12 protein-coding genes, 2 tRNA genes and 1 pseudogene are annotated in these 11955 nt (G+C 39.0%); 3 read left to right on the top strand and 12 right to left on the bottom strand.

Annotated elements, in window-relative coordinates:
- Positions 1 to 49: 49 nt before the first annotated feature.
- Positions 50 to 430, bottom strand: a complete 381-nt coding sequence (locus ACLLO5_RS02710; protein ID WP_413173948.1) for a DUF4359 domain-containing protein — start codon at positions 428 to 430, stop codon at positions 50 to 52.
- 118 nt (positions 431 to 548) lie between these two features.
- Between ACLLO5_RS02710 and ACLLO5_RS02705 the strand changes: the two genes are divergently transcribed.
- Positions 549 to 621: transfer RNA gene (locus ACLLO5_RS02705), tRNA-His, on the top strand.
- Positions 622 to 861: 240 nt separating this feature from the next.
- On the opposite strand, the gene ACLLO5_RS02700 is transcribed toward ACLLO5_RS02705, so the two are convergent.
- The 7 genes and pseudogenes from ACLLO5_RS02700 to ACLLO5_RS02670 form a co-directional block, all read right to left on the bottom strand.
- Positions 862 to 1410: a peptidoglycan-binding domain-containing protein gene (locus ACLLO5_RS02700; RefSeq protein ID WP_413173947.1), complete on the bottom strand. Its 549-nt coding sequence runs from the start codon at positions 1408 to 1410 to the stop codon at positions 862 to 864.
- 665 nt (positions 1411 to 2075) lie between these two features.
- On the bottom strand, positions 2076 to 3146 hold the full coding sequence (locus ACLLO5_RS02695) for an LOG family protein (protein WP_413173946.1): 1071 nt from the start codon (positions 3144 to 3146) through the stop codon (positions 2076 to 2078).
- Between the two features lie 367 nt (positions 3147 to 3513).
- Positions 3514 to 3858, bottom strand: a pseudogene (gene trxA / locus ACLLO5_RS02690) (thioredoxin); the annotation flags it as partial.
- Positions 3859 to 4177: 319 nt separating this feature from the next.
- Positions 4178 to 5341: a GuaB3 family IMP dehydrogenase-related protein gene (locus ACLLO5_RS02685; protein ID WP_413173945.1), complete on the bottom strand. Its 1164-nt coding sequence runs from the start codon at positions 5339 to 5341 to the stop codon at positions 4178 to 4180.
- Between the two features lie 126 nt (positions 5342 to 5467).
- The gene (locus tag ACLLO5_RS02680) at positions 5468 to 5998 is read right to left on the bottom strand and encodes a YdcF family protein (RefSeq protein ID WP_413175993.1); all 531 of its coding nucleotides are present in this window, start codon (positions 5996 to 5998) and stop codon (positions 5468 to 5470) included.
- A 441-nt stretch (positions 5999 to 6439) separates the two neighbouring features.
- Positions 6440 to 6513: transfer RNA gene (locus tag ACLLO5_RS02675), tRNA-Arg, on the bottom strand.
- 33 nt (positions 6514 to 6546) lie between these two features.
- Positions 6547 to 7644: a tocopherol cyclase family protein gene (locus tag ACLLO5_RS02670; RefSeq protein ID WP_413173944.1), complete on the bottom strand. Its 1098-nt coding sequence runs from the start codon at positions 7642 to 7644 to the stop codon at positions 6547 to 6549.
- A gap of 156 nt (positions 7645 to 7800) precedes the next feature.
- Here ACLLO5_RS02670 and ACLLO5_RS02665 point away from each other — a divergent pair, with 156 nt between their 5' ends.
- A complete protein-coding gene (locus ACLLO5_RS02665) occupies positions 7801 to 8400 on the top strand; it encodes a hypothetical protein (protein ID WP_413173943.1) in 600 nt (199 codons plus the stop codon).
- A gap of 353 nt (positions 8401 to 8753) precedes the next feature.
- On the opposite strand, the gene purQ is transcribed toward ACLLO5_RS02665, so the two are convergent.
- On the bottom strand, positions 8754 to 9428 hold the full coding sequence (gene purQ, locus ACLLO5_RS02660) for a phosphoribosylformylglycinamidine synthase subunit PurQ (protein WP_413173942.1): 675 nt from the start codon (positions 9426 to 9428) through the stop codon (positions 8754 to 8756).
- Between the two features lie 109 nt (positions 9429 to 9537).
- On the bottom strand, positions 9538 to 9816 hold the full coding sequence (gene purS, locus ACLLO5_RS02655; protein ID WP_413175992.1) for a phosphoribosylformylglycinamidine synthase subunit PurS: 279 nt from the start codon (positions 9814 to 9816) through the stop codon (positions 9538 to 9540).
- A gap of 166 nt (positions 9817 to 9982) precedes the next feature.
- On the opposite strand from purS, the gene ACLLO5_RS02650 reads away from it, so the two are divergent.
- Positions 9983 to 10375, top strand: coding sequence for a Fur family transcriptional regulator (locus ACLLO5_RS02650; RefSeq protein WP_413173941.1), 393 nt, complete (start codon positions 9983 to 9985; stop codon positions 10373 to 10375).
- 58 nt (positions 10376 to 10433) lie between these two features.
- On the opposite strand, the gene ACLLO5_RS02645 is transcribed toward ACLLO5_RS02650, so the two are convergent.
- Positions 10434 to 11417, bottom strand: a complete 984-nt coding sequence (locus ACLLO5_RS02645) for an SPFH domain-containing protein (protein WP_413173940.1) — start codon at positions 11415 to 11417, stop codon at positions 10434 to 10436.
- A gap of 30 nt (positions 11418 to 11447) precedes the next feature.
- Entirely contained in the window at positions 11448 to 11888 is a 441-nt protein-coding gene (locus ACLLO5_RS02640; RefSeq protein ID WP_413173939.1) for an NfeD family protein, read from the bottom strand.
- Positions 11889 to 11955: the final 67 nt, after the last annotated feature.

Genomic DNA, 11955 nt, shown 5'->3' with positions numbered 1-11955 from the left:
ATCAGGAAAATTACTTCCTCATCTCCCTCATCCCCCTCATCCCCACACCCTACTGCTGTTCAGCTTTATAAGTATAAAAATTATCAAATGCTCCTATTGTTTCAAATTTATAACCCGGTATTAAATTATCAATTTTTAAATCAGTAGTGTAAACACTAAAAACAACATAATTCTGTCTTTTTGTCGTAGTAGCAATAACATCCCGCATTTGTGGGTTAACTGACTCAATCAACTGATCGCAATTAAATTGTATGAGATTTTGCAAGAAATTAGGTGTTTTTTTGCAAAAATCAGTTTTTAAGAGAATTGTCAGTTTTTTTACTGCATATTCTTCGTATTCAGCCTGTTGCGGATTTGTTTGGGCCATCGTCACTCCCAAAACAGCAATTCCTACTGCTCCTACAGATGCAATCATAGTCCAGGCTTTCATATATTTTTGATTGTGATCTATTCTCTACACTTTACAGACTACAAATAAATCAGCCCAATTTCTGGCAAAAAAAATCTTGCTCATTTTTCTAAGCCGTGCTATATTCAAATAGTGGATGGCGAGCGTAGCCAAGTGGTTAAGGCAGTGGTTTGTGGTACCACCATTCGTGGGTTCGAGTCCCATCGTTCGCCCTGTAATTTTTGAAACAGGCTAAAAAAATTAATATGAAAGCAGATGGTTATAATGGGCTTTCGTAAATTTTTTTATAAAAAGATAGGCTGAAAACCCCAAAATATAACCATGAAATCCCAAAAATATTTTATGTTTTGGTTGAGTCGGGGATGAAAGTTATTAAGGGTTCATTGACTACGCTTTTAAGAATCAGCTTTTGGGCAACTTACACAATCCCCGTCTCTTTAGACTGAGGAGTGTCAAATTGACAACTCCCACCAAGTTTTTTGACCAACTATACCATCTACAAGTAAATTGCGCTGATTTTGAAAAGCTTTGATAGCTGCTTCTGTCAAAGGTCCAAATATACCATCAACTCGAACACCATAGCCATTAGACACCAACAACCTTTGCATAATTCTCACAGACATACCTGCACTACCAAAACGTAGAGTTGGCATAGCTTGTTGACCAGATGCAGGGTATCGCGTTAATAGCTGCTGTTTTGTGGGGACTTTATGTGCATCAGCTAATTTATCAGATATTTGGTACAGGTGCTTTTGTTTGATCTGCGCTAATATTTGATCCCGCTTGATTGCCAGTGCTGAAATATTAGGTTGTTCCCTGCCATCTGTTTTCATGAATTCAGGTGGTGTAATTTGAGAAGTAGAATTTAATAGAGATAACTGACTATTTGTTGACTTCTGCACGCCATTTTTTCTCGAAAATGGTCGATGCTCCGGCAAATGGGGCAAAGTTGGTTGTGTGGTGCTTAACACGCCCGTCATTAGCAGGCCAAGTTCAGTCATTGTAGTTCATCTCATATCTTGCACCTATAAGGATAAACCAGGAGTAGACAAACAAAAACTGTAAAAGTATGACTCTCTTTCAAGAAATTTTTTATGTCTTATAAAGTCATTTATATTACCCTTGACAAGGCAAAAAATTTATTAAATATTGAGTATTGGTTAAAAATAACCAGCAGCAATTATATATAGCAGATAATATGTATTGGTTTTGCTCGGAACAGCATTTATTCTGAAGATATAAATATTTATGACTTTTCATTACACAAGTCAAAAATATTGTGATTGTGGTGCGATTGATAAAAAATCTCTTTCCACTCGTACCCATAAATGTAATTGTGGATGCCAACTTTAACGTGATGTGAACGCAGCAGTAAATATTCTTAATCTTGCCAACAATAGGGGAGTTCGCGTAGCGTATCGTCATACATATTAACGCTACAGGAGTGGAAACCTCTACTCTGCTTGGCACAAGACTGGTTGAGCCAGTTTTGACGATGAATGTAGAATCTGCGTACCTTTAGGCCGCAGAGTGCCAAGGAATAGGGTTTTTGTCTATTCTAAATGGTTGCTTTGTTTACACCGTACTGTACCAGAGATAGATATAACTGATTTGGTAAGGCACGAAAAAAATCACTTGTGAATTGGAACAGCAAAGCTACTAACGCTTACTTCCTTTCTGGATGTGCTGTTTCCTCTGGAGAAGGAATAGCTAATTGGTTAATTAATGCAATCATCTGATACAAACGTCCCATATCTCGTTGGTTAAAGTATAAAATGAGACGTGGTAGACCAGATGTTTCATCTTGACTTTCTTGAGGTAATACTTGGCTTTTTTCAATTTTGCCTTTAACGAGAATGTCACTGAAGTTAACATTTAGCAGTTCCACTTCTGCATCTGATAACTCTTGTTTGAGACGGATCACTAATTGATCGCCTACATAGCGGCTAGAGTGATAACCCTGATAAAAATTGGTAATGGCATTGCAAGCAACTTCCAGGTTATCTGTAACTGTATACAAACTGGGATCATCTGGACTCACAAGACCTTTTGCCACCAATTGCTGATCAATATATTGACTCCAAGAATGCCAGTAATCACCACCAGGAGAATCAATTAAAACCAAAGGAACTGGGCCAAATTTGCCTGTTTGGCTTAATGTCATACATTCAAAAGCTTCATCCTGAGTCCCAAAACCACCGGGAAATAAAGCCACGGCATCACTTTCTTTGAGAAGAAAAAGCTTGCGGGTAAAGAAATATTTAAAGTGAATTAATTTGGGATCACCATCAATGATGGGATTTGCCTCTTGCTCAAATGGCAACTGAATATTTAAACCAAAAGAATTATCTCTACCTGCACCTTCTTGACCCGCGTGCATAATTCCACCACCACCGCCTGTAATCACCATAAATCCTAATTTACAAACGGCACGTGCAAATTGAACTGCCATTCCGTATTCAGGAGTTTCTGAGGCTAAACGAGCAGAACCAAATATAGTGACTTTGCGAATGTGTCGGTAGCCATAAAAAAGCTGGAAACCTCTTTCCATATCTGCTAGAGCAGCGGATAGTATTTTCCAATCAAGACGCTCAACTTCACTATCCGCTAAACGCACTATAGTAGCAAGTGCCTGCTGGATAAATTGCCGATGTTTTAAGGTCGGTAAACGATCTATTAGTTCAGCAATATCAGCTTGGAGAGATTCTAGTATTTCAAACGAAGCTTCAGAGGTCATGTGAACTGCCACAACAATGGCATTATATTTTATCTAAAATTCACTAAATCACAAACTTATCTAATCAGACTGAGTGATTGCTGATTGGGAAAGTTTTACCTGTTTTCTGTAACTTGAATGCAGATAAAATCATAACCCAATAAAAAGCCGTCCTCTACGGACGGGGCTTTAACCCCAGTTTTCCGGTAGAGAAAAAACAGGGATGTACCCCTGGCAAAAGATACATCCTTAAGCTTTGCCACATCTCATTTTTGTGTAAACCGTTTTCAAGAGACGCAAAGGTTACGCCTCTGAAACTAATTTACAATTATTCACCTAAAACTTTAGCCGATGGACAACTTAATGAAATTTTGTGGTCGATTGAGGTTTAAAGATACTTGTCCAAAGTGAGAGCTAATGTGCTTTTGGGAACAGCACCGACAACCATATCCACTTTTTGTCCATCTTTAAAAATCATTAATGTGGGAATGCTGCGTATACCATACTTACCAGCAACTTGAGGATTCTCATCGGTATTGACTTTCACTACCTTGAGTTGACCTTCATACTGGGCAGCGATTTCCTCGACCACAGGAGCTACCATGCGACAAGGGCCGCACCAGGGTGCCCAAAAGTCAACTAAAACCGGTACATCACTTTGGATTACTTCTTGTTCAAACGAAGCATCCGTCACACTTGCAGCTGCTGACATTCCTAAAAACCTTTGACTATTATATTTATCAGTTTGGTGAAAATTCTACCATAGCAAAAACATCCGCTTGGGAGTGAAGGATGTACATTTGCAAAGAAGCCAGGGAATTTATGTCAATCATAAGGAACCGCCCGAACAGTAGTCCGGGCGGAGTGTGGTGTGAGGAGTGAACGGAAACATGCGTCTCCGCTATCTCTATTGTAGGCGACATCTGGAATTTTTCCAGCGATTGTTGAGGGTACTAGAAAAATTTTTTATTTGTCAGGGAATAGGTGATGGGTGACAGAAGGTATTAAGAATCTTACACCCCACACCCACACCCTACACCCTCAACAACTCTTTATTTACCCATACCCAATTGTTGGGCTTTCTGGTAAACCTTACCTTCGGTTAAGAGGGAAGGAGCAATAACAACTTCAACTTGCTGCATTTCTTTGATGTTTTTGGCTCCTAATGTACCCATACTGGTTTTTAATGCGCCAAGAAGATTATGAGTGCCATCATCTAGCCCGGCTGGACCTGTGAGTATTTGTTCTAAAGAACCTGTAGTACCAACGCGAATGCGAGTACCACGGGGCAGTACTGGGCTAGGAGTTGCCATACCCCAATGATAACCCCGTCCTGGGGCTTCGGCGGCTCTAGCAAAGGGAGAACCAATCATTACTCCATCGGCACCACAGGCGATGCATTTACAAATATCTCCACCAGTGATTAAACCGCCATCGGCAATGATAGGGATATAGTTACCAGTGTCACGATAGTAATCATCTCTGGCTGCGGCACAATCTGCGATCGCAGTTGCTTGAGGTACACCAACACCCAATACGCCACGGGAAGTACAAGCAGCACCAGGTCCAATTCCCACCAAGACCGCAGCCGCTCCTGCTTTCAACAAATCCAAAGTTACTTCATAAGTCACACAGTTCCCCAATATGACTGGGATAGGCATAGAACGGCAAAATTCCGCCAAATCCAGAGGTATGATGGAGTCTGGTGAGAGGTGGGCTGTAGAAACCACTGTCGCTTGGATAAAAAATAAATCCGCTCCAGCTTTAGCTACAACTTCACCAAATTTACTAGCACCTACTGGAGTCGCACTCACAGCCGCAATGCCGCCTTGTTGTTTAATTTCCTGAATACGTTTTTCAATTAATTCCGGCTTTATTGGTTCGGCATAGAGTTCTTGCATCAAGGATACAAATTCATCTTTTCCCACAGCAGCAATCCGATCTAGAATCGGTTCTGGATCAGCATAGCGAGTTTGGATACCCTCTAAATTGAGAACTCCTAATGCTCCTAATTGGGATAAACGCACAGCCATCCCTACATCAACAACACCATCCATAGCACTGGCAATAATGGGGATTTCTCGCTCAATATTGCCAATTTGCCACTTAGTATCCGCTAAACTGGGATCGAGTGTTCTTTTACCAGGGACTAAAGCAATTTCATCAATACCATAGGCTCGACGAGCCACTTTTCCCCGCCCAAGTTGAATTTCCACGCTTTCACTTTTCTCAAATCTGTTTAAGCTAGGGTATCAAATTGTGGGGATATTGGGTATCAGTTATCAGTTATCAGTTATCGTCCGTAATGGGCAGGACTATATATATTTTTCTGCAACTTACTCTTAATGGTTATTTTTAGCCTTCTGGGCTCCTGTGTAACCAGTCGCTACCCACAAAATAGCTCTAGCCCCATCACGGATAGATTTTTCAATTGGTTCTGATCCTTGTTCAGAGGGAACTGATATGGCTTTGAACTCAATACCTCGACTCCCTAAAACAATTTCGCCAATCACACAAGCACGGCGCATATGGAAATCAGAAGTAATTAAATAAACGCTTTTAATGCCCCGTGCTTGCAAATCATCTACCAACGTAGTAAAATTAGTAACTGTGTCTACAGCTTCATAATCTAAATGTAATCGTCGGGGATCAACTCCAGCTTTGGTAAATACTTCTTTTGTATATCTAGGTGGACTGCCACCACTAATCCATATCGGTATATTTGGATGCTTATTAGCAAAATCGGCTGTAAATTTCTCCCTTTCTAAACGTCTAGTAGAACCACCCAAAACTAACACGGCTTGTGGATGTACTAATTGGTTTTGTACTTCCTTATATCCCCACCAGACTAATAAGGGTAGGATAAAAGACATCAGTTGCAAAGATTTACCTGTAAACAGTAGCTTATTCAAGGCTCTATATGTGTGTCTGCAAAGACCAGGATTTTGTTTAGAAATTATCTGGAGTAGAAAATTTAGCTAAAGTTCACTCAAATGAGTATTTGGGATATTTTGATTTCGAGACGCATTTGATACAGGACAATCCTGATTGCTCTCTTCAATGGTTCATCCTAACCCAGATTGGACAATCCATGATAGGGGTTTCAAAAGCTGACTGCTAGATATTAATTTCATTATTCATTTAACTCGTATAATTTTGTATGAATTAATACTTGTATACAAAAAAATTTGAGCTATCCAATCAATGAAATATTCATGCCCTAATTATGGTTATCAGGATAGATAGATTTTAATTGTATGCTGATCCTGCACAAAAATTACCTTGGAGGCAAGGTAAAATCTTAATGATTGATACGGGACTGGTGCGACTTGAACGCACGACCTGACGCTTAGGAGGCGTCCGCTCTATCCAACTGAGCTACAACCCCAACTATGAAGCATATATAATTATAGCAGTAGTTTTAGGAAGACTGCCAAATATTCTCCCAGCCATCACCGCCTGTTTCCAAGCCACAGAGATTACTTTGTGTCTTAAGAATAATTTTAGATTTATTCCCAGTTAATTCCCGCAATTCTAAATCTAGTTTTCCTTGCATGGTGTCTTGGCAACAAAATGTTAACCCTTGGTTTGTTGGTGCGCGTAAAGGTGTACCTAACAAGTTGGTGATTCCTGTCAGTTCCACTTCATAATTAGAGTTTTTAGCTTGCATTTGCCATCGTCCCCAAGATTGAATGTCCCAGTTTACTTGAGAATTCCAGGGAACGAATTCATAAAACTTGCCTTGGTAGTGTATCCCAATCATGGCTACAGATTCCATCCACCACAATACTCCACGTTTTCCTCCACCAGCAGTTAAAGCTAAATCGGGTGTGTTGTCAAAATAATTACAATTTAGCCAAAACCACTTTTCGGGAAAAGCACCACCCCAATTTTTTTCTCCGTAGGCTGGGGCGTTCGTAAATTCGTAAATTTTACCATTCCAGTCTATGAAACCGGAAGCTAAACCATGAGCCATCAAAATTTGCCATCCAGGTTCAAATATCTGCAAAAATGACAACCAACCAGCGGTTGATTGCTGAATGCTATTTTGATTACCCCAACCATAAATTGGTTTAATTTCATACTGCCAACGGCAATAATTACCTGTAGCTGGGTCGCTAATTATGCCTTGGTTTAAAGTGTCTGTAGCTTGATAGCCTTGTTGAATATGATGTTCAAATTCGCTAGGAAGGAGATAGAAGGGAGGAATTTGTAAATTGGTTTTACCCCAATGTCCTAATGCCAACTTATCTCGATTTGCCCAAAATTTCTTAACGTCGGGAAAAGTACGACATAGATATTCATCTTCTGGGCCAAGAACTTGGGCTGCACCACCACTGTGAGGTTTACCACCAATGGGATCTTCAATGGAGTACATGAAGGCAAAGGTTTGCCCTATATCGGGTAATGTAACTCTATAATACCAACCTTCAAAAAAACGGCGACTGCTACCATCCCAATGGTAGCCACTATGAGGTGTTTGGGTTGAGTTGAGGAAATTTTCGGAAATACTAAACATAATACTCCGGATAGATTGGTAATAATCAGTATTTTTTATTGAAAGATGTATATCGGCATTTACTTATTTATTCAAAATTGGCGCTCAACCAAATCTTGAACAATTCCTTAAATCCATATATATCAGTCCAATAATGAACTCAAGATTATTAAGAAAATGGAAGAGAGTGTAAAAATATTACAACATATCGAGAACAAATATGTTGATGGCAAAATTTTACCATTATCTCAGAAGCATATTGAAGAAATAGAATTCACCTGGAAGCCTCTACTTAAAAATAATAACTGTTGGGACAAAGATTTAGAATTTAGGAAATATTTAAAAGAAAAACCATTCTTAAATTTCTATGTATTGGAATATAATTTAGTTGCCCAAGGTGTAATTGTTTTATATCCTAATTACGAATCAAGGTTAGCATTAGGTCAAAATATAATTTACGTAAATTTATTAACTGTAGCTCCTTGGAATCGGCTGGATCTTAAACAGACACCTGACTATAAAGGCATAGGAACAACTTTAATTACATTTGCTGTTATACACAGTATGAATTTAGGATTTGAGGGTAGAATAGGTTTGCATTCTGTAAAAGAATCAGAGTATTTTTATGAAAAAATGAATTTTATTAATTTAGGATATGATAAGAATTGCTGTAATCTTAAATATTTAGAGTTACCTACAGATGAGGCTGAGTTATTAGTTTTAAATCATTTATTGCTTTGTAATTTAAATAACCAACTGACAATTTACGGTTATTGAGTTGTTTCTAGTGTAACTAAGAATTGATGATAAAAAATCTATCACGGGGCAATAAGAGTTATGAAAATGCCTACTAAATGAGGCTTTCAATTATTTTGAACGCGATATTTTTTCTAGAAAAATAATTGAATAACCACAATTTTTTGATTAGAAATACAGTAAGTATTCAGCTATTAGTAATCAGCTATTCTCTAGAGAGACTGAGTTAATAATTAATAAACTATAGCGATTCTTAGTGGAGTGAGATACAAGAACCCAACCCCCTCCCCGCAAGCGATGAGGGGACTATAATGTATCTCATTCAAGTGCATACTGCTATAATATCCCGACTTCTTTAAGAAGCCGGGTATTTTTTAAACTAAAGCTGCTACCTTACCCAACAAACTTTGAAATAACTTCAGACCGTCGCTATTTCCTAATACGCTATCTGCTGCTCTTTCTGGGTGTGGCATCATACCTAAAACGTTGCCTTGACGATTACAAATTCCTGCGATGTTATTTGATGAACCGTTGGGGTTTTCACCGTGGTAACGAAATAATACTTGTCCGTTATCTTCAATTTCTGATAAGGTTTTCTGATCAGCGTAATATCGCCCTTCGCCGTGAGCAATGGGTAAAGTGATAATTTCCCCTTCTGCATAACCTTGTGTCCAAGGTAAATTATTACGCTCAACTTTTAAGGGTGTACGATCGCAAATAAAATGCAAATCCTGATTCCTTGCTAATACACCAGGTAGTAATCCGGCTTCAGTTAATACTTGGAATCCATTACAAATACCGATGACAAATTTACCTTGTTGTGAGTGTTCAATTATTTGTTGCATTACAGGAGAAAAGCGTGCGATCGCCCCACAACGCAAATAATCCCCGTAGCTAAAGCCACCAGGAACAATCACTACATCTAAATCACTAATATCAGTCTCTTGATGCCAAACCATGCGTGTTGGTTGTCCTAGCAAGTCTCTAGTAACATAAGCCACATCACGGTCACAGTTAGACCCTGGAAAAACTAAAACACCGAATTTCATTTTTTATAAGGGAATAGGGAATAGGGAATAGGTGACAGGTGACAGGTGACAGGTGACAGGTGACAGGAAAAAAGTTTTTACCAATCACCAATTACCCATTACCCATTACCTAAAAAACACCGGTTTGTGATTCCACTTCAATCAAATCAAAGCGATAATTTTCTATCACTGGATTTGCTAACATTTGCTCACACATTTGGTTCAGGTCTTTACGTGCTTTCGGCTCATCAGGTGAGATGAGAGTGAGTTCCATGTACTTACCTATTCGTACCTGTTCCACGTTCTCGTATCCCATTTGTTTGAGGCCAGATTGTACAGCCACACCAGCAGGGTCTAAGACTGAAGGACGAAGCGTCACGAAAATTTTAGCTAAATATTTTCTTTGCACAGGCTTTTTGCTGAATGCTGCGATCGCTATCCTATAACTTTTATGCTGCAAATGAGTGAAAATCAGATCACAAAACAGTTACAGTTAATCTATCAGTGAACTAATAAAATAGCCAAACTATCCGTATTTTCAATCTAAAACCCCAAATCTAGAATCCCAAATCGGTATGAGAGCTATACGCACCCGCAGTCAAGATCGAATATTGAATCTTTTAAAGAATATTAAACAAGGCATTTCCGCACAGGATCTGTACATAGAACTACGTAATCATAGTCAGAGTATGGGTTTAGCGACAGTTTATCGTTCACTAGAAGCCCTCAAACTTGAAGGTAAAGTACAAGTACGGACTTTGGCTAACGGTGAAGCCCTTTATAGCTTAACCCAGCAGGATAGACATCACCTCACTTGCTTACAATGTGGTCTTTCCATACCCATTCATCAATGTCCAGTCCATGAACTGGAAAACGAGTTAAGATCCAGCCATAAATTTAAAGTTTTTTACCACACCCTAGAATTTTTTGGCTTGTGCAGTCAATGTCAAGAAACAGGTGACAGTTGACAGGTGACAGAAAAGAAGAGGGTGTAGGGGAAGAATTTTCCTCTCATCTTCCCAGTGTCTATTCTTTATTTCCAAATAGAGAACGAGCATCAGTAGGCACATCAGAGACAATAGAGCGTATACCTTCCAAAGTAGCTGGGATAGTGCGTGGGTCCATAAACATTATTTTGCTGCTATCGCTTTTACCAATAGTTGCACCCATATCCAGGTAGCCCAAGGCCAACAGCACTTCTACTGCTTTTTGGACTTCAGGATTAGCTTTCATTTTTTGTGCAAGAATTTCTGCTGATTCGGCGATCGCTTGTGCCTTCAAAACCTGTTGTTGACGTTCAGCTTGCGCTCTGAGAATTATCGCTTTTTGTTCAGCTTCAGCCTGTAAAATCACGGATTTTTGACGGGCTTCTGCATCCAAGAGTTGGGCATCTGCCTTACCTCTAGCACTATTAACGGCAGACTCTCTATCGCCTTCAGAAGTTAAAATTGATGCCCTTTTTCTCCTCTCCGCTGACATTTGCAATTCCATTGATTCTTGGACTGCTTTAGAAGGGATAATATCTCTTAATTCTACCCGTGTAACTTTCACACCCCAAGGGTCAGTAGAAATATCTAATTCTTGTAACAGAAGTTCATTAATTTGGGTGCGGGCAGTAAAAGTTTGATCCAACTCCAATTGTCCCATTTCGGAACGAATTTGTGTCAGTACCAAGTTCACCATTGCCGATTGGAGATTTTCTACTTTGTAATAAGCTTTCTCCAAATCAACAATTCGCCAATAAACCACTGCATCAACTGTAATAGAAACATTGTCACGAGTGATACATTGTTGAGGAGGAATATCTAAAACTTTTTCTCGAATCGTTTGTTTGTAAACAATATTATCGAAAAAAGGATTAATCATATTCAAGCCAGGGCCAAGTTTCTTTTTGTAACTGCCTAAACTTTCTACTAAGGCTTCATCGCCTTGATTAATCACTCTTACGGACTTGAGGACAACACTACCACCACCAAAGGTTAAAGCTAGTAATAACAAAAATTGATACATATTGATAACACTCCTAAGTAACCAGTAAATTTAGAAATCATCATGGATAACATCTTCAGGCATGACAATTAAAGTTGTACCTTCTCTAGCAACTACATAAACTCTTTGCTGAGGTGATAGGCTGAGTTTATAATCATCACATCTTGCTCGCCAAGAATTTCCCTCATATAGTACCCTTCCTGTTTGTCCAGGTAGAATTTCTGTAAGAGTTTCTCCAAATACCGCATCTGTGATTTTTGATTTACGTGCTGGTGGTTGGAAGAACCTACGGGAAAATACCACTAGTAAAGCAGAAAGTAGCAGCCAAATAACAACTTGTATCCATAAACTTTTCAAACCCAAGTAAGATAAGAGAGCCACCCCAAAGGAACTGATTCCCATCATGAAGGCTACAAAAGCCGATGGTAAAAAAAGTTCTGTTAAACAGAGAACTATTCCTGCTAATAGCCAAATTAAGGTAAAAGTTGGCATAACGCCATCCTGGGCAATAAATTTATCTGAATATTAATTTTGTGATTAACTACATCTAGATCATCAC

Origin of the sequence: Anabaena azotica SJ-1 (genome assembly GCF_047275885.1) — a bacterium.
Taxonomy (GTDB): domain Bacteria; phylum Cyanobacteriota; class Cyanobacteriia; order Cyanobacteriales; family Nostocaceae; genus Trichormus_B; species Trichormus_B azotica_A.
The sequence above is the reverse complement of the archived record's forward strand: the minus strand, read 5'-3'. Positions and strand labels throughout refer to the sequence as shown.